The organism is Pantoea sp. EKM10T (genome assembly GCF_011800685.1).
Classification (GTDB): Bacteria; Pseudomonadota; Gammaproteobacteria; order Enterobacterales; family Enterobacteriaceae; genus Pantoea; species Pantoea agglomerans.
In genome coordinates, this window is record NZ_JAALEU010000003.1 from 167,297 (window position 1) to 192,429 (window position 25,133).

Below are 25,133 nucleotides of genomic sequence, written 5' to 3' on the forward strand. Positions count from 1 at the left end.
GGCAGTGCTCACAATCCTCACCTCCCAGGTTCCGGTTGTTCCACGCTCTTCGCGTCCGGACTGCCTGCAACCATGACGCCAGTCGGGCCAGACGCTTAGTCGAATTTCATCCGCGAGGCTTTCAGGTTAATCACCGCCAGCGCACCCACCAGCAGGAAGATCAGCGTGGCGATAGCGGCGGCCAGCCCAAAGTCCTGCCCGCCGCCGCCTTCAAAGGCGATGCGCCAGGTGTAGTTCACCAGCAAATCGGTGTAACCGGCTGGCGTGGTGGTGCCGAGGCGATCCGGCCCGCCGTTGGTGAGTAACTGCACCAGCACAAAGTTATTAAAGTTAAAGGCAAAGCTGGCGATCATCAGCGGCATCAGTGGTTTCAGCAGCAGCGGCAGAGTAATCAGGAAGAAGTTCTGCAGCGGTCCCGCACCGTCCATCGCCGAGGCTTCATAGAGATCGTCCGGAATCGCCTTCAGCAGGCCCATGCAGAGGATCATCATGTAGGGGTAGCCGAGCCAGGTATTGACGATAATCAGCATGGCGCGCGCCAGCGTCGGGTCACTGAACCAGGCGGGCTTCACGCCAAACAGCGCGCTGAGCATCACGTTGATTTCACCAAAGCTCTGGTTGAACAGTCCTTTGAAAATCAGGATCGAGATAAACGCCGGCACGGCATAGGGCAGAATCAGCATTACCCGATAGACCGCTTTGCCGCGCAACGCCTCCCACTGCACCAGACAGGCCAGCACCATGCCCACCGCGACGGTCAGCACCACGGTGATCAGCGAGAAGAGTAGCGTCCAGCCAAATATCGCCAGGAACGGCTTCTGAATCCCTTCGTCAGTAAACACCCGCACGAAGTTTTTCCAGCCGGTATTCACGGTAAAGCCGGGACTCAGGGTTTCGTTCGCCCAACGGCCGTCGGCGTTAATCGCCTGGTAGAAACCAGTCTGCGGATTAGCACGATAGCGCGCGTTACTCTGCTGGTTGATCAGCTCATCCTGCACACCCACCCGATAGAGCGGCTGGGTGCCGGAGAACTGGCGCAGCGAACTCATCCGTAACTGACGACCATCCGGCATTTCCGCCCGGATCTGGCTCAGTGCCTGACGATGGGTCGTGATCGCTCTGAAGTTCGCCCGTTCACCTGACGGTGGTGCGGCAGGGGCCATTTTCAGCGTCTGTTCAGCGCCAAACTGAAACGGCGGCGAAACATAGTCTTTGCCATCATTCAGCACCAGCTGCCAGCGATCGCCGGCCGGGAACAGAGAAAAACTGACTGCTTCACCCGACTGGAAGGTGCGGCCCAGCAAAACCTGCTGCGCCCGTTCAAAGGTGAGCTGGTTGCTGCTGCTGTAGTTGGTAAAGGCAATGGCAATCGTGCAGGCAAGGGGAAACAGTACAAACAGCGCCATTCCCGCCACGCCGGGATAGACATAACGCCACGCATAGGCGCGACGGTTAGCAAAAATCCACAGTCCGGTCGCACTGAGGATCAGCGTCAGCAGCGCAAACAGATATTCGCCCTGCGCGTACATCAGCACCAGCAGATAGCCGACCAGCAGACAGCAGATCCCGATGAGAACGCTTTTCAACAGCACACTGCGCGTTTTCGGTTTTCCTGACATGATGCGGTTTTCCTTAACGGTCACTCAAGCCGGGTTGCCCCGGCTGCAAGGGGAGATTACTTCTTCAGACGGGCCTGAGCATCTTTCAGTGCGGCGTCGACGCTCTGACGACCGCCCAGCGCGTTCAGGGTAGCGGTGCGCATCGCATACCAGAATGCCGCCATCTGCGGGATATTCGGCATGATGTCACCCTGACGGGCGTTGTTCATGGTGGCTGCGATACGCGAATCTTTTTCCAGCGTCTGCTGGAAAGATTTCAGCGCCACAGCACCCAGCGGCTTATCTTTGTTGACCGCATCCAGACCGGTGTCAGTCAGCAGATAATTCTCCAGGAACTCTTTCGCCAGCTCTTTGTTAGGACTGGCGGCGTTGATCCCGGCACTCAGCACGCCGACAAAGGCTTTCGACGGTTTACCGTTCAGGGTTGGCAATTCGGTGACGCCATAGTCGATGCCGCTTTTGTCGAGGTTGCCCCACGCCCACGGACCATTAATGGTCATGGCGGTTTCGCCCTTGTTAAAGGCGGCCTCAGCAATCGAATAATCGGTGTCCGCATTCAGGGTTTTGGCTTTAACCTGATCGACCAGGAATTGCATGCCCGCCTTCGCCCCGGCGTTATCGACGCCGACATCCTTCACGTCATAATGTCCGTCGGTGAGCTTAAAGGCGTAAGCCCCGCCTGCGGCCAGCAGCGGCCAGGTGAAGTAGGGTTCCTGCAGGTTAAACATGATGGCGCTTTTGCCTTTGGCGCGCAGTTGCTTGTCGAGACCGGCAATCTCTTCCCAGGTTTTTGGCGGGTTCGGCAGCAGTTTCTTGTTGTAGATCAGTGACAGCGACTCAACGGAAATCGGGTAGCCAATCAGCTTGCCGTCAAAGCGCACCGCGTCCCAGGTGAACGGGAAAATCTTCTCGCGGAAGCTGGCATCCGGCGTGATCTCAGCCAGCAGGCCGGACTGCGCGTAGCCGCCGAAACGGTCATGTGCCCAGAAGATAATATCCGGGCCATCGCCGGTCGCTGCGACCTGCGGATACTTCTCTTCCATTTTGTCAGGATGTTCGACCGTGACTTTGATGCCGGTCTCCTGCTCAAATTTCTTACCCACTTCGGCAAGGCCGTTGTAGCCCTTGTCACCGTTGATCCAGATGACCAGTTTACCTTCCTCAATTTTTGCCATCGCGCTGGCCGAAAAGAGCACGGCAGAGAGGGCAGAAAGGGCCAGAATTCTTGCTCCGGTTTTCATCGTCATAAATCCATCCTGTTAGCGGAAGTGGTGAATGCTGTACCGGCATCATTGTGCTTATCCGCCACGGCTTCTCATCCTCCTCTGCTCTACGCCCCTCGGCCTGCCGCTGTGATCGCGCTGGCAAAAAGCCCCTCAAGCGGGCGCTTACGCGGCAAAAATTCCTGCGGGTCTGCGTTAGCGATCACAAAAAAGCGCGTCAGCGTGCGGGCCGCGGCGTCAGCCCGCGTTTCTCCTCCTCCCGCCTCCTCCCCCAGCGGAATGCATTGCGGTGGAGGATGTTACCGTCAGTTTCCTCTCGCATAGTGAGCCCCGGAACTCGTCTGCCGCTGGGCAGACACGACTATGCAGCTAAGAGGGAAGGGATCATGGCGAGCGTTGTGTTACGCAATGTCACGAAAGCCTGGGGCGATACGGTGGTGTCGAAAGATATCGATCTCACTATTCGTGAAGGGGAATTTGTTGTTTTCGTCGGCCCATCAGGCTGTGGCAAATCGACGCTGCTGCGCATGATTGCCGGACTGGAGACCATCACCAGCGGCGAGCTGTTAATCGGCGACCGGCGCATGAATGAAGTGCCACCCGCCGAACGCGGCATCGGCATGGTGTTTCAGTCCTATGCGCTCTATCCCCATCTGTCGGTGGCGGAGAACATGTCTTTTGGCCTCAAACTGGCCGGGGTGAAAAAAGCGGAGATCCAGCAGCGGGTTAATCAGGTGGCGGAGATTCTGCAACTGGCGCATCTGCTCGATCGCCGTCCTAAAGCCCTCTCTGGCGGGCAGCGTCAGCGCGTGGCGATTGGCCGCACGCTGGTGGCGGAACCGCGCGTCTTCCTGCTGGATGAACCACTGTCGAACCTTGACGCCGCGCTGCGCGTTCAGATGCGCATTGAGATCTCCCGTCTGCATAAGCGCCTGAAGCGCACCATGATTTACGTGACCCACGATCAGATCGAAGCGATGACGCTGGCCGACAAAATCGTGGTGCTGGATGCCGGACGCATTGCGCAGGTCGGCAAGCCGCTTGAGCTCTACCACTATCCCGCCAACCGCTTTGTCGCCGGATTTATCGGCTCACCAAAAATGAATTTCCTGCCGGTCAAAGTGACCGCCACCGCCATCGATCAGGTTCAGGTGCGGCTGCCGAATCAGCAGCTGGTCTGGCTGCCGGTTGACAGCGCCGGTGTGCAGGTCGGCAGCAACATGTCACTGGGTATTCGCCCGGAACATCTGCTCTCCAGCGATATCGCCGACGTCACCCTGGAAGGGGAAGTGCAGGTGGTGGAACAGTTGGGGCATGAAACACAGATCCACATCGAGATTCCCGCTATCCGTCAGAACCTGGTTTACCGCCAGGAGGACGTCGTGCTGGTAAAAGAGGGCGCCATCCTCGGTATTGGCCTGCCGCCCGAGCGTTGTCACCTGTTCCGCGAGGACGGGAGCGCGTGCCGCAGGCTGTATCAGGAGCCGGGTGTATAGCCCTGCCAAAAACAATAAAAGCAATGACCTCAGGAGATAGAAAATGTTAACTCTGCGCAAACTTCCCATCGCCGTTGCCGTCGCGGTGGGAACCCTCTCCGCCCCGACGATGGCGGTTGATTTTACCGGTTACGCCCGTTCCGGCATTGGCTGGACCGGCAGCGGTGGTGAACAGCAATGTTTCCAGGCCACCGGTGCCCAAAGTAAATACCGTCTGGGCAACGAATGTGAAACCTACGCCGAACTGAAATTAGGCCAGGAAGTGTGGAAAGAGGGCGACAAAAGCTTCTATTTCGACACCAACGTGGCTTACTCCGTGGCACAGCAGAATGACTGGGAAGCCACATCGCCCGCCTTCCGTGAAGCCAACGTAAAAGGTAAAAACCTGATCGACGCGCTGCCAGGCTCTACCATCTGGGCCGGTAAGCGTTTCTATCAGCGTCATGACGTCCATATGATCGACTTCTACTACTGGGATATTTCCGGTCCGGGTGCCGGTCTGGAAGATGTCGATCTCGGCTTCGGTAAACTCTCTTTCGCCGCAACCCGTTCATCTGAAGCGGGCGGCTCTTACACCTTCTCCAGCGATCGTATCCGTGACTTCGCCACCAGTACTGCCAACGACGTGTTTGATGTGCGTCTGGCCGGTCTGGAAACCAACACCAACGGCGTGCTGGAGCTGGGTGTCGACTACGGTCGCGCTAATGCCCGTGACGACTACCGTCTGGAAGAGGGGGCTTCTAAAGATGGCTGGATGTTCACTGCTGAACATACCCAGAGCATGCTGAAGGGCTATAACAAATTCGTACTGCAGTATGCCACCGATGCGCTGACCTCTCAGGGCAAAGGCGTGCCGCAGGGCACCAGCCTCAATAACAATGGTGACATGTACCGCATCCTCGACCACGGTGCGATCTCGCTGGCCGAACGCTGGGATCTGATGTACGTCGCTATGTACCAGAACATCGATCTGGACAACAACCGCGGCACCGAGTGGTACACCGTGGGTGTGCGCCCGATGTACAAATGGACGCCGATTATGAGCACGTTGCTGGAACTGGGCTACGACAACGTCAAATCACAGCAGGCTAACGAGCGCAACGGCCAGTACAAAGTGACGCTGGCGCAGCAGTGGCAGGCGGGCGACAGCATCTGGTCACGTCCGGCTCTGCGTCTGTTCGCGACCTACGCCAAATGGGATGAAAAGTGGGGTTACAACAAAGATAACTCAGGCGATCTCACTACCTTCGCCTCTGCGGACACCAGCGGCAACGGCATCCTGACTAACAGCCGTGGTAAAGACGATGAAGTGACCTTCGGCGCGCAGATGGAAATCTGGTGGTAAGCCAGCACCTTTTCTGACAGGCGCGCCTGCGCCTGATGGATCTCTTTGGTCGCGGTGTGCCATTGCCTGGTTCACGCCGCGACCTGCAATAAGGTAGACATAATGAAAATGAAAAAACTGGCTGCACTCTGCCTGAGTGCGGCGTTACTGACAGGACACGTGCTTCCCGCCCTGGCGGATGTCAATCTGGTGCCGCAGGATCTCTCGTCCGCACCGGTCGTGGCACCCGAAACACTGCAACGCCTGAGCTGGCAACCGCTGGCTGCTTCTCAGACACAGACCACAAAACTCGCTGACAGCGGACAGACGCTGAATGCGCCACACATTGCCGGTCCGGTCGCGGCCTATAGTCTGCCCGCCAATATCGGCGAACTGACGCTGACGCTGAGCAGTGAAGTGGCGAACGGTCAGGTTTTCGCGCCGAACGTGCTGGTGCTGGATGAAAACCTGCGCCCCGCGGCCTGGTTCCCCAGCCGCTACTTTACCTATCAGAAGCCGGGCGTGATGGCGGCAGATCGACTGGAAGGGGTGATGAAATTAACCCCGGCGCTGGGTCAGCAAAAAATCTACCTGCTGGTGTTCACCACCGACAGCGATCTGACACAAACCACCACGCTGCTTGACCCGGCCAAGGCCTACGCCCAGGGCACCGGTCATGCGGTACCGGATATTCCCGATCCCGTCGCCCGCCACAGCCGGGAAGGGACAATCAAGCTGAAGATGCAGACCAGTTCCGGCTCATCCATTCTGGTCGGGCCGCTGTTTGGTTCATCCGGCCCGAGCGCGGTGACCGTCGGCAATACCGCACCTGCGGCAGCGTACAGCGCAGCACCGGCGCCTGCACCCGCCGCAGCGCCCGCGCCAAAAGCCCGTGCGGAACCGATCATGAGCGACACCGAGAGTTACTTTAACCAGAAGATCAGACAGGCGGTGAACAGCGGTAATATCGATAAGGCGCTGAAACTGCTGGATGAAGCCGAGCGGCTGGGTTCCACCTCTGCCCGGCAGACCTTTATCAGTAGTGTTAAAGGCAAGGGGTGAAGCTGCCCCGACAATACTGATGTTGTTCCATCTGGTGCGCTGCGGCGCACCTTTTTTTGTTGCAGAGATCCTGATTGCATGATTTTTTTGCGTGGTTTTACGCATTGCGTAAGTCATGCTGTGGGCAATAGCGTTTGATGAATATAGGCTAACTAAGCTGTTTCAGGGATGACTTTTCTGGAGGCTATATGCGAAGTTACACGACAACACAGGCCCGAAAATATCTTGCTGAAATCATGGATATCGTGATGGCGGGTGAGCCTGTGATTATCACCCGCCGGGGCGGCTCTGCTGCTGTGCTTATCAGTCGCGAAGAGTTTGATGTCTGGCAGGAAATAAAACAGGGTGCCAATTTTTCAGTCGATACGGAAAAGCGTAATCAGAAACTTTTAATGAAGACTTAGTAACAAAACATTCGCTCTTATCGCGATCAATGCATTTGCATTGCCAATGCACTTGCATTACTGTTGCGCTATCTTGTTTTTTTCTAGTGAGAATCCGCAATGGGAACTCTGACTCATGCAAACATCTCTCTGCGTGCTTCATCAAAACTGACAGCGCGCAGCCAGACCACTATCCCTGCCGCAGTTCGTGATGCGATGAATCTGCAACCTGGTGAGAATATCGAATACGCTGTTCTGCCGGGCGGCAAAGTCCTTATTACCCGTCAGGAAACGGTGACTGATGATGATCCAGTGATGGCGAGCTTTCTGAGTTTTCTTGCTGCTGACATACGCAACACACCTGCAAATATTAAAACGCTGGATCGAGGATTATTAACTCGCATTACATCGTTGACCGAAGGTATGGACGTTGATTTGGATGCTCCACTCATGGACGATGAGTAATTAAGTATGGAAGACAGCACGGTTATAAATGGATGGCACGTTTATGTTCATCCCTGTTTTGAATCGCAGCTGATTGCGCTGACCAATGAAGTGGAGTTACTCAGGGCTAAATATCCTGAAAGTTACCAGCGAAAAGCGACGACTAAGCTTTTAGCCGCTGTGTTTAAAGTTATCAATAGTGAGATTTGCGCCGATCCACATCAGGCAAAGTTTCGCCAGGGCGATACGCTGGGAGAACAAAATAAGCATTGGTTGCGTGCAAAGTTTTTGATGCAGTATCGTTTGTTCTTCAGATTCAGCGAGCAACATAAAACCATCATTCTTGCATGGATGAATGACGCTGAGACCAAACGTGCTTATGGCAGTAAGCGTGACGCCTATAAAGTATTTTCAGGAATGTTGCATAACGGCTATCCACCTGACGGCTGGGCATTGCTGTTAAAGCAATCTCAGGAATGGGCGAAGATAAATTCTTAAGTTCATTAAATCCTGAACAGAATCCGGTTTGTTTTTCAGACGCTCTTACTCAGGGTGATCTTATCACTGTTGAGAGGCGCTGATTACAGTAGCAGCGTGCGAGCCGTTGCCGTCCCGCACGCTGTAATAACTGAAAATGATGTAAACAGGCTGCGTCAGACACGAGTCTGAGTCGCGTGTTAACCTTCAGTCGCGCAGTAGTCGCTTCCTGCGTGCCGTCAGATCACGCAGCAGCGTGTCAGTGGCAGGATCGCTGAATAGCGTTTCCAGCGTGGCGCTGAGCTTGCGTCGCCAGTTCGGATATTCATCGCTGGTGCCTGGAATATTGACCGGCGTCGCCATATCCAGCCAGTCCTCCGGTTGCAGTCCCAGCAGGGCGCTGTGGCTATCAGCCAGATAGCGCTGCATCGCCCGGTTTAATGCCTTGCTCATGCCGGTGCGACGTGCATCGCGTCCGGCACGTTTCGGCAGGGCACCAACCCGATGCAGACTCTGCAGCAGCGCCTGCTTCGCCCGCAGCCGATCCTGATATAGCCCGGCCAGCACCACTTTGTCGGGATAGAGGCCGAGTTGTGCGCCGGTGGTCAAATCATCGCTCTGCCACCAGCCACGCAGCGTCGGAAGATCGTGAGTGGTCGCGACCGCCATTGCCTGTCGTGGCCATTCTGCGGGCGGACGAAAACTGTGGGCTGACTCCTGCTCAAAATAGAGCACCTTATAGGAGTAGACCCCGCCATCGCGCAGCTTATCGACAATCGCTTCCGGCACCGTACCGAGATCTTCGCCAATTACCATGCAGCGATGACGCTGACTTTCCAGCGCCAGAATCGCCAGCAGATCGTCGATGGGATAGTGCACGTAGGCACCGTGCATCGCGCTATCACCGGCCGGAATCCACCACAGCCGCATTAGCGCCATCACATGGTCAATGCGCAGTGCGCCGCAGTGGCGCATGTTGGCGCGCAGCAGGGCGATCCATGGCTCCCAGGCGCGCTGACGCATCACCTGCGGATCCATGGGCGGCAATCCCCAGTCCTGGCCGCGCGGGCCGAGAATATCGGGCGGCGCACCGATGCTGGCCTCCATGCAGTAGAGATCGCGCTCGCTCCAGGTCTCTGCGCCACCCTGCGCAACACCCACCGCCAGATCGCGGTAAAGTCCAATCGTCATCTGCTGCTGCTGGCAGATGTCCCAGCAGTCGGCAAACTGCTTCGCGGCCAGCCACTGCAGCCAGAGCCAGAAGCGCACCTGATCGGCGTGCTGTTGCAGGAAGGCCTGCACGGCCGGACTGCCGGGGTCCTGCAACGCCTCCGGCCACACCGGCCAGCCCCAGCGATCACTATCCTGTGCTATCTGATCGGCGTGCAGCGCATCAAACAGCGCCTGATGCTGAAGACTCTCGCCTCCTTCACGTATAAATCCATTAAACGCCTGCACCTCGGGATCGCTGGCGTCACGCTGAGTAAACTGCGGCCACGCCAGTCTCAGCGCGGCAATTTTCAGCCGGGTCACCGCCGCATAATCCACCCAATCTGCTGCGCGAGCCTGTTCCAGCGCCTGTTCTGTTTCCGGACGTTGCCACCAGGCCTGAGCGGCAGCGCTCTGCCGGAAGTCAGCGACTGCGCCCACATCGATGTAGAGCACATTAAGCCAGCGCCGGGACGAGGGGCTGTAAGGGCTGGCACTCTCCGGGCTGGAGGGAAACAGCGCATGGATAGGGTTAAGACCGATAAACGCGCCGCCGCGTGCGGCTACCTCCGGCAGCATCCGGCGCAGATCGCCAAAGTCGCCGATTCCCCAGTTCTCCGCCGAGCGCAGGGTATAGAGCTGCACGCAGGCGCCCCATATTGACTCACCTGCCAGCAGGGCCGGGGGTTCATAACAGCGGGCCGGGGCAATTATTATCCGGCACGACCACTGCTGCGCACCCTGTTGCAGCGTCAGCTCATGATAGCCTTCAGGCAGCGGCGGCAGATGCAGCGGCTGAGCGGGCTGGCAGCGACCTGAGCTGATTTCACCCGCTTCACTGGTGAGATGCCAGTGGGCATCGTCAGCGAGCTGTGGTGACAGGCTCAGAAGATCGCCGCTGCGAAAAATCACCACCGGTGGCAGCGGCGTGCTCAGCGGATGGGAAGGCTGCATCACCGCCAGCAAACGCTGGCGGGTCAGGGTCGGGATCGCCTGTGGCTTGCCGTGAGCATTGATATACTCAGCGGCGATGCCCGCCCGGGAGAAATCGTCCATAACCGGATCTGTTTTCATGGCGTTCCTTAGCGTTTCGCTTGCCAGATGCGCTGCTGGTAATCGCGGATAGCGCGATCGGAGCTGAACATGCCACAGCGTGCGGTATTGAGGATGGTGGCACGTGTCCAGGCCTCCTGATCGCTCCACAGCGCTTCTACCTGCGCCTGTGCGTCAAGGTAGGGCTGGAAGTCAGCCAGTACCAGATAGGGATCACCGCCTTCCGGGCCGAGACTCTGCAACATCGCATCAAAGGCGTGGCAGTCGCCCTGGCTGAAGGTGCCATCTTCCAGCGCCAGTAAGACCTGATTGAGCTGCGAATCTTTCTTGCGCCACTGCGCCGGGGCATAACCGTCTGCTTTTAACGCCACCACCTGTTCCACGGTATGCCCGAAGATAAAGATGTTCTCGCTGCCAACCTGCTCAGCGATCTCGACGTTCGCTCCATCCAGTGTGCCGATGGTCAGTGCGCCATTCAGCGCCAGTTTCATATTTCCGGTGCCGGACGCTTCTTTACCGGCGGTTGAGATCTGCTCAGAAAGGTCGGCGGCGGGAATCAGCCGCTCGGCGACGGAGACGTTGTAATCGGGAATAAACACGACTTTCAGCCGGTCACCGATACGGGGATCCTGATTGATCACCTCGGCCACTTTGTTGATGGCATAGATGATGTTTTTCGCCAGTGCATAGCCGGGCGCGGCTTTGGCACCAAACAGCACCACGCGCGGCGTCCGGTTAGCCTGCGGATCGGTGACCAGCGTCTGCCACAGCGCAATGATGTGCAGCAGGCTCAGATGCTGGCGTTTGTACTCATGCAGTCGTTTGATCTGTACGTCAAACAGCGCCGTGGGGTCAATCTCAATGCCGGTCCGCTGTTTCACCCAGTGCGCCAGCGCGACTTTGTTCTGCTGCTTGATGGCGCGATATTCCGCGCAGAAGGCGGCGTCATCCGCAAAGGCTTCCAGCCCCTGCAAGGCATCGAGATCGTTCAGCCAGGGTTTTTGCAATGTCCGGGTGATCAGGGCACTCAGCGCCGGGTTGCACTGATTGATCCAGCGGCGCGGCGTAATGCCGTTGGTCACGTTGTGAAATTTCTCTGGCCACATCTGGTGATATTCCGGGAAGAGATCCTGCACCACCAGTTTCGAGTGCAGCGCCGCCACACCGTTGACCGCGAACCCGCTGGTCACGCAGAGGTTCGCCATCCGCAGCTGGTTATTATGCACCAGCGCCAGTCTGGCCCACTTCGCTTCATCGTCCGGCCAGCGCGCGGTGACAGCCGTTTTTAGCTGCGCGTTCAGGGTATTGATGATCATCATATGGCGCGGCAGCAGGCTGCGCACCAGACGCACATCCCAGCACTCCAGCGCTTCCGGCATCAGGGTGTGATTGGTGTAGGCAAAAGTGTGCTGTGTGATCTGCCAGGCGCGATCCCAGCTCAGCTGATGCTCATCCAGCAGCAGACGCATCAGCTCCGGGATGGCCAGCGTCGGATGGGTGTCATTAAGCTGGATCACTTCATGATCGGCCAGGGTTTCGATGCTGCGTCCGGCCCGATGATGGCGACGCAGAATGTCAGCCAGCGCGCAGGCGCACTGAAAATATTGCTGCATCAGACGCAGTTTTTTACCGTTCTGATGATTGTCATTGGGGTAGAGCACTTTAGTCAGTTTTTCAGCATCAATACCCTGTTGTTCAGCGCGCAGAAAGTCGCCGTCGTTGAAGCGATCAAGGTTAAACGGCTGGGCATGTTTCGCCTGCCATAGACGCAGTGGCTGGCTGATACCATTTTGATAACCGACCACCGGCAGATCCCAGGCTTCGCCGAGCAGTTCAAACGCCGGTTGCCACTGTGGCTGACCCGCAACCGTCACCACTTTACCGCCCAGTCCGACCCGCACGTTAAGCGCGGCGTTGTGGTTAAACCACGGATAGCGGTCGCGCTGCCAGTCATCGGGGCTTTCAATCTGCGCGCCCTGTTCGAAGCGCTGCCGGAACAGACCGTACTGATAGTTCAGACCGTAGCCCGTAGCGGGCTGACCCACATTCGCCATGGAATCCAGGAAACAGGCTGCCAGGCGACCCAGGCCGCCATTACCCAGCGCCGGATCTGTTTCGGTTTCCAGTACGTCAGTGAGTGAGATATCCCAGGCGGCCAGGGCCTCGTTGACCGCGTCATACCAGCCCAGGTTCAGCAGGTTGTTGCCGGTCAGGCGACCGATCAAAAACTCCATCGACAGATAGTTAACATGGCGCAGTTCTGTCGGGGCCGGGGGAGCAGGCTGCGCGACCAGCATATCGGCCAGCGCACCGCTGAGTGCCTGCCACCACTGTGTCGTGGTCATCTCCTGCGCATCGCGCAGGCCAAAACGCTGCCACTGACGGGTCAGGGCAGCATTGAACTGAATCGGGTTGAAATCGGGCTGTGTCATGGTTGATGTCCTGTGAAAACGGAAAATGGATCAATGTGGCGACAGTCTGCCCGCGCGGAAACCCTCGCTCATCCTCCTGCAAAGAATTAGCGGAGGAGGATGGGGAGGGTGGAGAGGATGAGGCTAATCCGAAATCGTTGAAGGAGTGTGATAGCGCACGCTTTTGTAAAGTTTAATTAATGGGTTTGCTTGCATTCATCTGACGAAATGCTGAACCTGTGTAAGGAATAATTACGAAGCGTAAAATAATGATGCGCTCGACAAATGGAGAAACGCGCGCCCATGTTAATACCCGCTAAACTCAGCCGCCCGGTGCGTCTTGAAGGCACTGTGATTCGGGAGAGATTGCTGCAAAAGCTCACCGCTGCCGGTAACTATCGGCTGGTGCTGGTCACCAGTCCGGCGGGCTATGGTAAAACCACACTGGTGTCGCAGTGGGCGGCAGGGAAAAGCGATCTGGGGTGGGTTTCTTTAGATGAGGGCGATAATCAGCCGGAGCGCTTTGCCGACTACCTTATTGCTGCACTGCAACAGGCCACTCACGGTGGCTGTCCGCGCAGTGAACTGCTGGCGCAGAAGCGGCAGTATGTGAATCTCAATGCGCTGTTTTCTCAACTCTTTATCGAGCTGGTGGAGTGGCATCAGCCGCTATGGCTGATTGTTGATGACTACCATCTGATTACCAATCCGGTGATCCACGACGCGATGCGCTTTTTCCTGCGCCATCAGCCTGAAAATCTGACGCTGATTCTGATGTCACGTAATCTGCCGCAGCTCGGTATCGCCAACCTGCGGGTGCGTGAGCAACTGATTGAGCTGGGCAGCCAGCAGCTGGCTTTTACCCACCAGGAGGCGCGACAGTTTTTTGACTGCCGACTGGCGGCCCCGCTGGAAAGCGAAGAGAGCAGCCGACTCTGTGATGATGTAGCGGGCTGGGCTACGGCGCTGCAATTGATCGTACTGTCGGCGCGACAGGGTGCCAGTTCGGCTCAGCATTCTGCCCGGCGTCTCTCTGGCATTAATGCCAGCCACCTCTCCGATTATCTGGTTGAGGAAGTTCTGGATAACGTCGATCTGCCTACCCGCCATTTCTTACTGAAAACCGCGCTGCTGCGTTCAATGAACGATGAACTGATCGCCTGTGTCACTCGCGAAGAGAACGGCCAGATGCGGCTGGAAGAGATTGAGCGTCAGGGTCTGTTTCTGCAGCGCATGGACGATTCCGGCTGCTGGTTCAGCTACCATCCGCTGTTTGGTAACTTCCTGCGTCAGCGCTGCCAGTGGGAACTGGCGGCGGAACTGCCTGCGCTACATCGGGCTGCGGCAGAGAGCTGGATGGCGCAGGGTTTTCCCGGCGAGGCGATTCATCATGCACTCGCCTCTGGCGACGCCACTATGCTGCGGGACGTGCTGCTGAAGCACGCCTGGACGCTGTTTAATCAGAGCGAGCTGCCACTGCTGGAGAACTCCCTGAAAGCACTGCCGTGGGAGATGATGCTGGAAAATCCAATGCTGGTACTGCTGCAGGCGTGGCTGATGCAGAGTCAGCATCGCTTCTCCGAAGTCGACAGTCTGCTGGCGCGTTTTGAACAGGCCAGCCGCTGCGAGATCGACGCAGCACTGCGCGGTGAATTTAATGCGTTGCGCGCCCAGGTGGCGATTAACGATGGCAATACCGATGAAGCGGAGCGGCTGGCGAAAGTGGCGCTCGACACCCTGCCAGCGAGCCGTCACTACAGCCGCATTGTGGCAACCTCAGTGCATGGTGAAGTGATGCACTGCAAAGGCGAGCTGGATGATTCACTCAAGCTGATGCGGCAGACCGAACAGATGGCGCGGCGCGATGAAGTGTGGCACTACGCCCTCTGGAGCCTGATTCAGCAGAGCGAGATTCTGTTTGCTCAGGGCTTTTTGCAGGCAGCCTATGAGATCCAGAGCCGCGCCTTTGTGCTGGTCGACGAGCAGCACCTGGCGCAGTTCCCGCTGCATGAGTTTCTGCTGCGCATTCGCGCTCAGTTGCTGTGGGCCTGGGGACGACTGGAAGAGGCGGAGCAAGCGGCCCGGGAAGGCATCAAGGTACTGAACGGTTTCCAGCCGCAGCAGCAGATTCAGTGTCTGGGATTGCTGGTGCAGTGCTCACTGGCACGTGGCAATCTGGATAACGCCCGCAGCTACCTGAACCGGCTGGAAAACCTGCTGAACAATGGCAACTGGCACAGCGACTGGATAGCCAATGCCGACAAAGTCCGGGTCATTTACTGGCAGTTGACCGGCGACAGCCAGAACGCCCGTGACTGGATGCGGCAGACGCCTAAACCCGCCTTCGCCAATAACCATTTTCTGCAGGGACAATGGCGGAACATCGCCCGCGCGCAAATCCTGCTGGGTGATGTCAGCCAGGCGGAAGTGGTGCTGGAGGAGCTGAATGAGAATGCCCGTGCCCTGCGCCTGATGAGCGATTTAAACCGCAATCTGTTGCTGCTGAATCAGATCTACTGGCAGACCGACCGCAAAGCGGAGGCGCAGCGTGTCCTGATTGAGGCGCTGAAACTGGCGCGCAGCACCGGTTTTATCAGCCATTTTGTGATTGAAGGCGAGATGATGGCGCAGCAGTTGCGGCAATTGATTCAGCTGAATACCCTGAATGAACTGGACAGCCACCGTGCCCGGCGCATCCTGCTGGAGATCAACAAATATCACCGTCACAAATTCGCCCATTTCGATGAAGGCTTTGTCAGCCGGTTGCTTAACCATCCTGACGTGCCGGAGCTGATCCGAACCAGTCCGCTGACGCAGCGTGAATGGCAGGTGCTGGGATTAATCTATTCTGGCTACAGCAACGATCAAATCGCCGGTGAGCTGGCGGTGGCCTCCACCACCATCAAAACCCATATCCGCAATCTCTATCAGAAGCTGGGCGTCACCCATCGCAGCGAAGCGATGAATCAGGTGCAGTCGCTGCTGAAAATGATGGGATATGTCTGACGACAGGCGTTTACAGGGGCGGGCTTCAGCCCGCTCTGCCGCATGTCAGCACACCATCGAAACAGGCGGTCTTTATCAATGGGAAGCGGGGCAGTTACTTTACTGCGCAACATGCAGCTCTGATTTGCCGGATTTCGGGCCCTGATTTCTTCCAGCCGGTGCATAAATATCGCATGCATCTGCGCGTTACGGGTTTCACCTTTATTCAGCCCCGCGAGGTCCCGCCTGCAGCAGTTAGGGTAGTGCTTCCTGAAATTACGGATTTCTGAGGTTCAGGAAAATTAATTCTGAGTGGTTAAACAGTGTCCCCTTACCATACCTCTTAAAAGTCAGATGAATTATAGAAAATGATATATGCTTTTGCTTTTTTTTGAGTTCAGGATTGTCATTCCCTGCTTATGAAAAAAGTGCCTTAATAAAAATGCAATATGTATTATTTCATGAAAAGAGTAAATTGTTAGTAGGGTAATTATTAGCCTTTAATGTCATTAGCTATTAACTAGTTAGTTAAAAAATAGCATCCCCGAAAATTTTTTTTAAAATTAAACGAAAACATTCTAAAACAACGAAAAACGTTTCATTACACTCCATAGTTTTTATTTTTTAGATAATTTACTTTTAATGAAATAGCTCATTAGCTATGGGGTGGGCCAGCGATTATCTCATGTATTTATTATCTTTAAGGATGGATTATGAGACATAAAAAATTAACGCTTGCTTTGGCTGTTTTTGTTCTCTCTGCAGCGCGACTTGCAGTCGCTGCACCGTTACATAACCAACCGTTTACGAATCACTCCCCACAGACCTTCTTACTTGTCGGCGATGCTAATGGAGGTGACGGCGGCAGCGGGGGTTCTGGTTCTAATTCTCCTGGTGGCCCTGGCGGCGATGGAGGAAATAACAGCGCCAGCGGTAACGGGAATGGCAGCGGTAATGATAACGGCACTGGCAACGGCTCCGCTAACGGTAATGGTTCCGGAGACGGTGACGGCGGCGGTGATGGTGGTGATAGCGGTGGCGATGGTGGTGGTGGTGATGGCGGCGGTGCGTAATCAGGCTGCAGAATCTAACTAAAAATGGTCGCCTCATGAAGGCGGCCATTAATTAAAGGATGAAACTTCTATGTCAAAGCTACACAACACGCTGATTTTTTTTCCACTATCTGCAGGGCTGCTCCTTTCCCTGCCGGTATTCAGTCAGACACTCCCGCAGGACACTATTCAGCTGTCTGCCTGTGAGAGCCTGAACGGACAAGATGGGAACGGCAGTTCGCCTGATGGAGAAAGTGGTAAAGACGGCGTGCCCGGTACAGGCTGTCTGAACGGAGGTAACGGCGGTAACGGTTCTGCTACAGGTGGTAACGGCGGAAATGGGGGAAATGGGGCAGGCGCCGCGACTGAACCCTACCATAAACACCACAAACATCATAAAAATGGACAGGGTAGCGCCAATGGTGGCAACGGGGGTGATGGTGGTTCAACTGATAATGCGCCCGGAGGTTCTGGCGGTGATGGAGGTAACAATGACCAGTCAGAACATCTGTAAACGATACCGTACCCTACTAAGGTGCTCCACTCTGATACTGGTGATTTTTACACACTACGGTTATGCCTCTCCGGCCTCCCCGATTCCTTTTCCTGATTCCTTATCACTGATTTCTGATGGTGGAAACGGCGGGGACGGTGGTCCGGGCGAAAACGGAGGGGATGGCGGTAACGGCGGTAATGCTGGTACAGGCTCCAACTCAAATGGCGGAGATGGCGGAAATGGCGGCACTAACGGAGCCGATGGAGGGGATGGTGGCAACGGAGGAAGCGGGAACAACTCATCCGGTGGTGATGGTGGTGATGGTGGTGATGGTGGTGATGGTGGTGATGGTGGTGATGACGGTGATAGCGGTGATAGCGGCGGCGGCATATAAGTCATAGCGCAGAGGATGATATGAAAAACCTTCTCATGAAAGCTGTATATCTCATTATTCTCACCTCAGCATTACTGAGACCTTTCATGGTCGTACTCACGGTAACCTCTTCTCTGGCGGCCGGAATATTCAGCACTGCGGCATGGGCAGACGGCGACGGTGGCGACGGTGGTGACGGTGGCGGTGACGGAAACGGGGGAGACGGAGGGAATGCTGGTTCTGGCAGCAACGGAAATGGCGGCGACGGCGGTAATGGTGGTGAAAACGGAGGAAATGGAGGGAACGGCGGTAATGGTGACGGATCAGGTAATGGCGGAAACGGAGGCGATGCGGGTCCTGGCGGCGTCGGCGGGCAGGGTGGCAGTGGCGGGAATGAGGGAGGACATGATGGTTCTCCCGGGATGAGTGGAGCTAAATAGTTATCCCTATGCAGTTAACGTGGTTTGCCGGAGGTTGATGACCCCGGCGACCTCATAAACACAGACTAAGCAGACAGCAAGGCAATGCGGAGACACCGGGTTGCCAGGCCTGAACTGCAAAGCCGGTGAAGTCATATCAGTCGTTTTTACCGGCACCAGTAAATCCCGATCTTCCTTAAAAGATATCGCATAGTGTCAGCCTGAGTGATGGCAGCTTATCCGGCACCACCCAACCATCCAGTTCCCGCCCGGCCTCTGCCGACTCCTGTGACATAACCCCAGCCTCTTCTGCAGGGGAACGGGTTGAATCGCGGCATGCTGGTCACGGATGTTATGTTGCATTAGATCTGAAAGCCGTTCTTATCAGGCCAGGATATTAAGGATCGCAACATAAAAAGAAGATACATGTGGTGAGTGTCCGCTATGAGCAAGGAGCGGACGTTCCGTTCTTAATGACTGACTGTTACCATTGCATCCAACATAGCACCCGGCTCATCCAACCTTACCCACAACAAAAATTAATATCCATAAATCAGCTCTATACACGTATGACATCACCAACTCCTCAAGTCACAAAATATTTTGCCGATAACGATTTTTTAACGATCCAAAGTCCTGGAAGACAGATATGAATAAATTTGTTTATTGTATGATTGCTTTGTTTTTTTCCGGTTTATGTTCCGCAGCTGAAGATTTAGGCTTGGGGACATATTTATGTGATGTCCGGATAACCAGCTCTCATACAGAGACGCAGCTTTTGCCAAAAGCTGCTGTCGTTGAAGACAATGGAAGTAACTACAAAGTGAAAATGCTGGGTAATGAGGTAGCATCCCCAGCGCTTGAAAGTGTCATGGGTGGTATTAAACAGCAGGCTACTGTTAACGGAATAACCTTCGTAAGACGTCCTAATTACGATGATCGTTTTATCATCGAAAATGCGCATTCCGGCTTCTTTTATAAAATGAGAAACTGCAAAAAAAACTAATATTTTTTCCGCTGATGCTTTAAGCATTAGTATAGGATGGCTTTTAAATTAATTGTGTTTTAAAAGTCCCTGTTTACTATATTATCTTGATTGTGAACCTCATATCTTTGCAGCCATGTTATGATTAAAATGCTTCGACAAATTGCTGTCACCTATTCGGCCGATGAGCAATTTAAACTGCTATCATGTCCGTATGCCTTCCAGTTTAACGTTCAAGCTGTATTACCTTTGTATTAATTTCTGGCAACTGCAATGAGGCGGGCCAGACTAAGTTCAGATTTATGTCCGCTATGAGTGAGGAGCAGCCATGACCCCAGGGATGGTTTAAATAAGTGATATCCCTTTACCCGTTTTGAGCTGATGCTTTTCTTAGCAGGATGCTTTATGTTGGTCACACTCATCCTGCAGGGTATAACCATGATAAAAGTAGAAAAATCAGATCCATTCTCTTCAGAATCCTATCGTTTAATCGAAATGCTATCAGCAGAACTTGCCGCTATTACTGGTGATAACGGCAAAAGCAATTTCACCACCCAAGCAATGGGTGATGACAAAGCTTTATGGGCATTAGCAAAGAATTCTCAAGGCAAAGCTGTGGGATGCGGTGCTATACGGCCATTTACCCAAAATATAGCCGAGCTTAAAAGAATGTTTTCAGACCGAAGTGAGTCAGGGATTGGTGGTGCTTTACTCACTTTCCTTGAAAAATCAGCAAAAGAGATGGGATATATCGAAGTTAGGCTGGAAACCCGCCACATCAACTATCGTGCTGTAAATTTCTACATGAAAAATGGTTATGTCCCTATTGAGAATTACGGCCCATATATAGGCAGGACAGAAGCTATCTGTTTCTCAAAGGCATTGCGCTGACTATATTAATTGGAACTGACGTCTGCTCCTGTCACAAAGTGGACTGTCATCGGGCTGATGACCGCTATATGCCAGTAGCGGACACTGTTTTTAATGTGATTCATTTTGTTCTGCACTTCCTGGAGCACAAAGGAAGTAAAACTACGTAGCGATTATTGCTAGCCCCGCTAAGGATAAAACCCATTAGCTAAGCAAACGAACCGCGCCTGGAGACTTACCCGTTACACGCTTAAAAGCCCGGCTGAAAGCAGCCTGAGAGGAGTATCCCAACCGTTGCGATGCGGTGTCGACGGTGATGTTTTCTGACGACAGCCAGCGGACAGCGAGATGCATCTTTACTTCTGTTGCATACCGTAGCGGTGGGACGCCGATGGTGGTCTGAAACCTTTCGGCGAATGCGGAGCGGGATATATGCGATTCGGCAGCGAGTTCTGCCACGCTCCAGTCACGGCCCGGTTCGCGATGAATCGCCAGGATGGCCTGAGCCAGACGCGGATCGCGCAGTGCTGCAGCCAGGCCAGGGCTATTGCCGCAACCATCTTCCACCCATCCTCTGATAAACATCGCTCCAGCCACATCGGCAAGCCTGGCGAGAATACCTGCATAGCCCACGCGTCCGGAGCATATCTCACGCTTCATCGCATCAAGTATATGCATGAGTCCCGGCCACTGAATCCCCTTTGCATCGGCATGCATAATTTCAGGCAGCACATCCGCCAGCCGCTGCATGCTTCCCAGATCGATTTTCATGCAACCAAAAAACAGCACAGCGCCTGGCGTTTCCTGAGTACTCGGGCAGGTATCAATGCCACTCACTTTTTCATCCAGTGGTGCCGTTTCAATATTGTCGATATCCAGCACGTCGGCGGCTGTTGCCGACAAAAGCTGATGCCGTTCGCCGTGGGGAAGAAATACAGCCTCTCCGGCTGAAAGCGTAAGAACTTCGCCGTTTGCACTATGGAGCACCATCTCCCCCACAGCGACGTAGTGCAGATAAGCATGACCGGGCCTGCTTGCGAAGTTCAGGCCAAACGTATCTCCCGTCTGGATACGCTGATATCGCACGCCGTATAGCCGCAGGCCGGAAAGCAACTCGCTGATGAGTTCTGATGACAGAGCGAAGGATGAAGTCATATGCCTTTCCGGGTTTTGGGTAAAAAAGTGAGGGTTTTAGAGCATAGATCATCCAGCTGCGCCTGAATAGACTTCTTCTCCTGAAACGACTTTCCAGGAGACTTAGAAATGACGGATGAAACTTCTATCAGGGTTCACAAAGAAAGAGTGCAAAGAGATGAGAAAATCCAGCCAGCCTGGCTTGCGGTTTTTTCTTTAACCATGGGTGTTTTTGGCCTGCTCACCGCAGAGTACCTGCCTGCCAGCTTATTAACGCCTATTGCCCGGGATTTGGGTGTGTCAGAGTCTCTTGCAGGACAGGCCGTAACAGTGACGGCGGTGATTGCGTTATTTGCCGGATTACTGATACCGCGATTAACGCGTGCGCTGGACCGGCGCATCGTGTTGTTGAGCTTTACTGCCCTTATGATCTTCTCAAATCTGCTCGTGGCGCTCTCTTCAGGTATTGTCATGCTGCTGGCAATGCGCATCCTGCTGGGTATCGCGTTGGGTGGATTCTGGAGTATGGCAGCGGCGGTTGCGATGAGGCTAGTGCCGGAGAGGCTGGTACCGCGGGCGCTGTCGATCATTTTTAGTGGAATCGCGGTAGGTACTGTTGTTGCCGTACCGCTGGGAAGTTATCTGGGCGAGATGTCTGGCTGGCGTAGCGCGTTTATTGCCGCTGCTGCGGTTGGCGCACTCTCTTTCATTTTTCAGTGGCTGACGCTGCCCGGAATGCCGCCGGTAGTCAGGACCAGGACGGCATCCGTATTTTCTCTGCTCCAGAGGCCGGGCGTGAGCGTGGGCATGCTGGGGTGCGTGCTTGCACACACCGGCCAGTATGCGCTGTTTACCTATATACGGCCTGCGCTGGAAGGACTCGCACACATAGATGCAAAAGGGCTGGCGTTAATACTTCTGGTGTTTGGCGTTGCTAACTTTATCGGGACACTGTCGGCAGGGTGGCTGATGGAACGCAGCCTGCGTTTTACGCTGATTATTATGCCTGCTCTGGTGGGAGCTGCGGCACTGGGTATGATCACTCTGCCGTTATCAATCGCCGGGCTTACGGCGCTGGTCATGCTGTGGGGGCTGGCATTTGGTGGCATACCGGTGGCATGGTCAGGTTGGGTCGCCCGGACTCTTCCCGATGAGGCCGAGAGCGCAGGGGGTATGGTGGTCGCCGCCGTTCAATCCTCCATTGCCGCGGGTGCAGCAATAGGTGGTCTGATATATGGCCTCAACGGGGTGACGGGGGTATTCATTACAGCTGCCTGTATCATGCTTACTGCCGCGCTGGTTATTGCATTCCGGGTCAGGGTCTCGCCATCAGCTGAAGGAACGCAAAGCATATAATTTCAGTGGCATTTTAATATGTTGGGACACCTCAATCGAACAGCTTAACATCCCCGGACCGCACAGCGTTCCGGGCCTGCTGGCTGAGTCTGTTGGCAAAGGGGCGGGTTAACTGCTGAAGCTGGTTAAATGCGTTTTGAGCGAGGAGCGGAGCTTAGCAATAATCAGTAAGTGCCGTTTACTCGCTATTCTGAAATATCACCATTCTCAGTGGTGATTCAAACGTGCAGAGAAAACATTCCTTAACAGAGACGCTTGAAAAACAGTTTCCAGGTGATATCTTCAACACATAACTACCTCATCAGGAAGACAGTGTGATTACTCTCAGGAATATGAATGAAGAAGAATTCGTAAATTATCGTTCTCTTTTCATCCATGAATATTCGCAGGATCTGCAAAACAATCGCGGATATCTTTCCGAAAAAGCACGAATCAAAGCCATAGAATCTATTGATACAGTGTTAACAAAGGGAGTTGTGACCCCGGCTAATCAGCTGTGGTGTATCCAACAGCCTGATGAACCAGAGGACGTTATTGGCATCCTCTGGCTGTCGATCACCGGGTCATCAGCCTGGATAAGTGATTTCTACATTTATCCTGACTGGCGCGGCCGTGGATTCGGTGGTCTGGCCTTATGCGAAATGAAAAGATTGCTAAAAATAATGAACATCGATGAAGTCGGACTTAGGGTAGCTCCGAATAATGCCTCAGCCAAAGCACTGTATCAGAAGAATGGCTTTCATATTACCGGCATCAATATGTCTCAAAATTTAAAATAAATAATTTAATAAAGCGTTCTTACCAGTAGCCAAAGAGAATATCTTTTTTAAAGACCCCGCCGTGCAGCGCCTCATAATACACATTTGAGGAAATATTTTTTACGACACACTGCATTATTCTCCATAACCCGCTGAGAAAAGAACGGCCTCTTAATCACAACGGGTTTAACCGTTACCTCATGGGTGATTTTGACTAAGTTTGTCCCGTGAAAAGAATCAGCTTTGTAAGGGGCCGCTCCTGGCATAGAGCAGTCTGACATCGGATAATGCGCGCTATGAGCGAAAAGCGGATGCGATGAAATGAACGCTTACGACCTTATTCGATCAGGATTTTTCACACATCTCTGGCCAGCGTATTGCCTGCAGCACAGCCCTGCCTCTGCCGACCCAGGGTGATCCAGACCATTAGCGCGCAAATCAGCGTGACAGCAGCCAGAACTCTAAAAAGAAACGTATACGCAGTGTCATAACTGTCCTGAAGCAATAATCGTGAAATACCGGGTAACATCGCAGCGGCCTGCTCAGTACTGCCGCCACCCAGCCATGCGGCAGCCTGGTGAATGACCTCTGGCGCATACCCGTGAACGGTGTTTTTCAGATTCAAATCATTCATTTCTGTTAAAAATGCTGACGCCATCGCCAGAGCGATCCCTTCTCCGGCAACGCGAACGGTATTAAAGAGGCCTGCGGCCATGCCCGCTTTCTCCACAGATACAGCTGAAAGTGCCAGACCATCCATCAGTCCCCATGGAAGCGCAGCGCCGGTACCCGTCATAATCAGTGAAAGCACAAGAAAATTACTGCTGTTACGCGGTAGTGCGTATCCGAGGAAAAGCAGCCCGACTGATGCAATAATAAGTCCTGCAGCTGAAACGGTTCCTGGAGAAAACCACCTTGTCAGCAGTGCGGCAATGGAAGGGAAAACCAGCATTGGAGACGTCAGCGCCATAAGATAAAAAGCGCTCCGGGACTCACTCATCCCGTCACCGCCCATAAAATGCAGCGGAATAATAATCAGCAGCACAACATAGCAATAGCATGTTGCTATCGGCAGTAGCAGAACGCCGGCAAAGCGCGGGCGCAGCAGCAGAGAGATATCCAGAACAGGATTTTCAACCCCCAGGCAACGCACTACGAACCCGCTGAAAAGCAGCATGGCGCAAATGAAAAGGGTGAATGTGGGAAACGATAAAAACCCAAAGGCAGGTATAAGCATCACCGCTGATGTAAATAACATCAGGGATGCAGTAAACATGATTAATCCTGTGCCGTCTGGTTTCTGATGTCCGCTCTCTTCTGATGCTGGCAGAAACGCAGCACCGGTCAAAATTACAATGCCTGAAAGCAGAGCTAACATGGCATACAACCATCTCCAGCCCAAAGCATCCGTAATGAAACCCATCAACACAGGGCCGAACGCCAGGCCCACGCCAAACATAGTGCCAAGTACGCTGAAGGCCCGGGTCCTGTCCGGACCTTCATAGAGACGGGCCAGTGCGGCGCTGCCGCTGGCCAATATCAAGGCCGCAGCAAGACCCTGCAGTGACCTGAACAACCCAGCCATAAAGATATCCTGTGTCAGGCAGATCATAACGCTGCTCAGGCAAAACAGGGCTGAGCCTGCGGTAAAAATGCGCTTTCTGCCAGTAACATCCGCAGCAACACCGGCTGACAACAAAAAACTGCCGAAATTCAGCATAAATCCATTCGTCAGCCATGACAGCGCGGCAGGCGAGCCGCCAAGAGCCTGTTGTATTGCCGGCGTGGAGATTACACCACCGGTAAAGCTTAACGGCAGCAATATAGCCGCCAGATAGACAGAAAAGGCTGCCATATTCCTGGCCATTGGACTGGGTGTTCTGGCTGAAGTTGCCATTGGGTGACCTTATGTTTCCGAAAAGCGGATGGGTTAACAAACTTCAGTAATGTTATTGCAGACATCAGAGTGAATAAATACACTGAAAATCTCTTCTTAACGGACAT

21 protein-coding genes are annotated in these 25,133 nt (G+C 54.4%); 15 read left to right on the forward strand and 6 right to left on the reverse strand.

Features of this window, described 5'->3' with window-relative positions; all coding sequences use genetic code 11:
* Positions 1-95: 95 nt before the first annotated feature.
* Together malF and malE are read right to left on the reverse strand one after the other, a co-directional pair.
* Complete coding sequence (gene malF / locus HFD95_RS07310; RefSeq protein ID WP_167430025.1) at positions 96-1,619, reverse strand: maltose ABC transporter permease MalF; 1,524 nt, start codon at positions 1,617-1,619, stop codon at positions 96-98.
* A gap of 56 nt (positions 1,620-1,675) precedes the next feature.
* On the reverse strand, positions 1,676-2,866 hold the full coding sequence (gene malE / locus HFD95_RS07315) for a maltose/maltodextrin ABC transporter substrate-binding protein MalE (RefSeq protein ID WP_010247363.1): 1,191 nt from the start codon (positions 2,864-2,866) through the stop codon (positions 1,676-1,678).
* Between the two features lie 362 nt (positions 2,867-3,228).
* On the opposite strand from malE, the gene malK reads away from it, so the two are divergent.
* The 6 genes from malK to HFD95_RS07345 all read left to right on the forward strand — a co-directional run bounded on the left by malK (position 3,229) and on the right by HFD95_RS07345 (position 8,049).
* Positions 3,229-4,338: a maltose/maltodextrin ABC transporter ATP-binding protein MalK gene (malK, locus tag HFD95_RS07320; RefSeq protein WP_010247360.1), complete on the forward strand. Its 1,110-nt coding sequence runs from the start codon at positions 3,229-3,231 to the stop codon at positions 4,336-4,338.
* A 43-nt stretch (positions 4,339-4,381) separates the two neighbouring features.
* A complete protein-coding gene (locus HFD95_RS07325; RefSeq protein WP_033760237.1) occupies positions 4,382-5,683 on the forward strand; it encodes a maltoporin in 1,302 nt (433 codons plus the stop codon).
* A 102-nt stretch (positions 5,684-5,785) separates the two neighbouring features.
* On the forward strand, positions 5,786-6,724 hold the full coding sequence (gene malM / locus HFD95_RS07330; protein ID WP_167430026.1) for a maltose operon protein MalM: 939 nt from the start codon (positions 5,786-5,788) through the stop codon (positions 6,722-6,724).
* 188 nt (positions 6,725-6,912) lie between these two features.
* Positions 6,913-7,128 carry a type II toxin-antitoxin system Phd/YefM family antitoxin gene (locus tag HFD95_RS07335; protein ID WP_033773851.1) on the forward strand — a complete coding sequence of 72 codons (216 nt, stop codon included), beginning with the start codon at positions 6,913-6,915 and terminating at the stop codon, positions 7,126-7,128.
* A gap of 99 nt (positions 7,129-7,227) precedes the next feature.
* Positions 7,228-7,572, forward strand: coding sequence for a type II toxin-antitoxin system PrlF family antitoxin (locus tag HFD95_RS07340; RefSeq protein ID WP_033773852.1), 345 nt, complete (start codon positions 7,228-7,230; stop codon positions 7,570-7,572).
* A 6-nt stretch (positions 7,573-7,578) separates the two neighbouring features.
* Entirely contained in the window at positions 7,579-8,049 is a 471-nt protein-coding gene (locus HFD95_RS07345; RefSeq protein ID WP_167430027.1) for a type II toxin-antitoxin system YhaV family toxin, read from the forward strand.
* A 186-nt stretch (positions 8,050-8,235) separates the two neighbouring features.
* Here the strand turns inward: HFD95_RS07345 and malQ are convergent, their stop codons facing one another.
* Together malQ and malP are read right to left on the reverse strand one after the other, a co-directional pair.
* Positions 8,236-10,311: a 4-alpha-glucanotransferase gene (malQ, locus tag HFD95_RS07350; RefSeq protein ID WP_167430028.1), complete on the reverse strand. Its 2,076-nt coding sequence runs from the start codon at positions 10,309-10,311 to the stop codon at positions 8,236-8,238.
* A gap of 8 nt (positions 10,312-10,319) precedes the next feature.
* Positions 10,320-12,722, reverse strand: coding sequence for a maltodextrin phosphorylase (malP, locus tag HFD95_RS07355; protein WP_167430029.1), 2,403 nt, complete (start codon positions 12,720-12,722; stop codon positions 10,320-10,322).
* 282 nt (positions 12,723-13,004) lie between these two features.
* Between malP and malT the strand changes: the two genes are divergently transcribed.
* The 7 genes from malT (at position 13,005) to HFD95_RS07390 (ending at position 19,902) form a co-directional block, all read left to right on the forward strand.
* Positions 13,005-15,707 (forward strand): HTH-type transcriptional regulator MalT, encoded by a 2,703-nt coding sequence (malT, locus tag HFD95_RS07360; RefSeq protein WP_167430030.1) that lies wholly within the window; start codon positions 13,005-13,007, stop codon positions 15,705-15,707.
* Positions 15,708-16,628: 921 nt separating this feature from the next.
* The gene (locus tag HFD95_RS22075; RefSeq protein WP_232526453.1) at positions 16,629-16,781 is read left to right on the forward strand and encodes a hypothetical protein; all 153 of its coding nucleotides are present in this window, start codon (positions 16,629-16,631) and stop codon (positions 16,779-16,781) included.
* Positions 16,782-16,829: 48 nt separating this feature from the next.
* Positions 16,830-17,252 carry a hypothetical protein gene (locus HFD95_RS07370; protein ID WP_132498997.1) on the forward strand — a complete coding sequence of 141 codons (423 nt, stop codon included), beginning with the start codon at positions 16,830-16,832 and terminating at the stop codon, positions 17,250-17,252.
* A 116-nt stretch (positions 17,253-17,368) separates the two neighbouring features.
* Positions 17,369-17,635 carry a hypothetical protein gene (locus HFD95_RS07375; RefSeq protein WP_167430031.1) on the forward strand — a complete coding sequence of 89 codons (267 nt, stop codon included), beginning with the start codon at positions 17,369-17,371 and terminating at the stop codon, positions 17,633-17,635.
* Positions 17,636-17,787: 152 nt separating this feature from the next.
* A complete protein-coding gene (locus HFD95_RS07380; protein WP_022624743.1) occupies positions 17,788-18,033 on the forward strand; it encodes a hypothetical protein in 246 nt (81 codons plus the stop codon).
* A 642-nt stretch (positions 18,034-18,675) separates the two neighbouring features.
* Positions 18,676-19,032 carry a hypothetical protein gene (locus HFD95_RS07385; RefSeq protein ID WP_060679078.1) on the forward strand — a complete coding sequence of 119 codons (357 nt, stop codon included), beginning with the start codon at positions 18,676-18,678 and terminating at the stop codon, positions 19,030-19,032.
* Positions 19,033-19,416: 384 nt separating this feature from the next.
* Positions 19,417-19,902, forward strand: coding sequence for a GNAT family N-acetyltransferase (locus tag HFD95_RS07390; RefSeq protein ID WP_167430032.1), 486 nt, complete (start codon positions 19,417-19,419; stop codon positions 19,900-19,902).
* Positions 19,903-20,085: 183 nt separating this feature from the next.
* Here HFD95_RS07390 and HFD95_RS07395 read toward each other — a convergent pair whose 3' ends face one another.
* On the reverse strand, positions 20,086-21,036 hold the full coding sequence (locus tag HFD95_RS07395) for an AraC family transcriptional regulator (RefSeq protein WP_031592446.1): 951 nt from the start codon (positions 21,034-21,036) through the stop codon (positions 20,086-20,088).
* A 108-nt stretch (positions 21,037-21,144) separates the two neighbouring features.
* On the opposite strand from HFD95_RS07395, the gene HFD95_RS07400 reads away from it, so the two are divergent.
* Together HFD95_RS07400 and HFD95_RS07405 are read left to right on the forward strand one after the other, a co-directional pair.
* On the forward strand, positions 21,145-22,371 hold the full coding sequence (locus HFD95_RS07400; protein ID WP_158149930.1) for an MFS transporter: 1,227 nt from the start codon (positions 21,145-21,147) through the stop codon (positions 22,369-22,371).
* 332 nt (positions 22,372-22,703) lie between these two features.
* Positions 22,704-23,150, forward strand: coding sequence for a GNAT family N-acetyltransferase (locus HFD95_RS07405; RefSeq protein WP_157353375.1), 447 nt, complete (start codon positions 22,704-22,706; stop codon positions 23,148-23,150).
* Between the two features lie 334 nt (positions 23,151-23,484).
* On the opposite strand, the gene HFD95_RS07410 is transcribed toward HFD95_RS07405, so the two are convergent.
* A complete protein-coding gene (locus HFD95_RS07410; RefSeq protein ID WP_167430033.1) occupies positions 23,485-25,026 on the reverse strand; it encodes an MFS transporter in 1,542 nt (513 codons plus the stop codon).
* Positions 25,027-25,133 lie beyond the last annotated feature (107 nt).

Excerpts from the sequence above, each read along its gene's own strand:
- HFD95_RS07405 (WP_157353375.1), top strand. The coding sequence starts at position 22,704 with ATGAATGAAGAAGAATTCGTAAATTATCGTTCTCTTTTCATCCATGAA.
- malQ (WP_167430028.1), bottom strand. The coding sequence starts at position 10,311 with ATGAAAACAGATCCGGTTATGGACGATTTCTCCCGGGCGGGCATCGCC.
- HFD95_RS07410 (WP_167430033.1), bottom strand. The coding sequence starts at position 25,026 with ATGGCAACTTCAGCCAGAACACCCAGTCCAATGGCCAGGAATATGGCA.
- HFD95_RS07345 (WP_167430027.1), top strand. The coding sequence starts at position 7,579 with ATGGAAGACAGCACGGTTATAAATGGATGGCACGTTTATGTTCATCCC.
- HFD95_RS07325 (WP_033760237.1), top strand. The coding sequence starts at position 4,382 with ATGTTAACTCTGCGCAAACTTCCCATCGCCGTTGCCGTCGCGGTGGGA.
- HFD95_RS07385 (WP_060679078.1), top strand. The coding sequence starts at position 18,676 with ATGAATAAATTTGTTTATTGTATGATTGCTTTGTTTTTTTCCGGTTTA.
- malT (WP_167430030.1), top strand. The coding sequence starts at position 13,005 with ATGTTAATACCCGCTAAACTCAGCCGCCCGGTGCGTCTTGAAGGCACT.
- HFD95_RS07395 (WP_031592446.1), bottom strand. The coding sequence starts at position 21,036 with ATGACTTCATCCTTCGCTCTGTCATCAGAACTCATCAGCGAGTTGCTT.
- malE (WP_010247363.1), bottom strand. The coding sequence starts at position 2,866 with ATGACGATGAAAACCGGAGCAAGAATTCTGGCCCTTTCTGCCCTCTCT.
- HFD95_RS07335 (WP_033773851.1), top strand. The coding sequence starts at position 6,913 with ATGCGAAGTTACACGACAACACAGGCCCGAAAATATCTTGCTGAAATC.
- HFD95_RS22075 (WP_232526453.1), top strand. The coding sequence starts at position 16,629 with ATGGCAGCGGTAATGATAACGGCACTGGCAACGGCTCCGCTAACGGTA.
- HFD95_RS07370 (WP_132498997.1), top strand. The coding sequence starts at position 16,830 with ATGTCAAAGCTACACAACACGCTGATTTTTTTTCCACTATCTGCAGGG.
- HFD95_RS07390 (WP_167430032.1), top strand. The coding sequence starts at position 19,417 with ATGTTGGTCACACTCATCCTGCAGGGTATAACCATGATAAAAGTAGAA.
- malK (WP_010247360.1), top strand. The coding sequence starts at position 3,229 with ATGGCGAGCGTTGTGTTACGCAATGTCACGAAAGCCTGGGGCGATACG.
- HFD95_RS07340 (WP_033773852.1), top strand. The coding sequence starts at position 7,228 with ATGGGAACTCTGACTCATGCAAACATCTCTCTGCGTGCTTCATCAAAA.
- HFD95_RS07375 (WP_167430031.1), top strand. The coding sequence starts at position 17,369 with ATGGTGGAAACGGCGGGGACGGTGGTCCGGGCGAAAACGGAGGGGATG.
- malP (WP_167430029.1), bottom strand. The coding sequence starts at position 12,722 with ATGACACAGCCCGATTTCAACCCGATTCAGTTCAATGCTGCCCTGACC.
- malM (WP_167430026.1), top strand. The coding sequence starts at position 5,786 with ATGAAAATGAAAAAACTGGCTGCACTCTGCCTGAGTGCGGCGTTACTG.
- HFD95_RS07400 (WP_158149930.1), top strand. The coding sequence starts at position 21,145 with ATGACGGATGAAACTTCTATCAGGGTTCACAAAGAAAGAGTGCAAAGA.
- malF (WP_167430025.1), bottom strand. The coding sequence starts at position 1,619 with ATGTCAGGAAAACCGAAAACGCGCAGTGTGCTGTTGAAAAGCGTTCTC.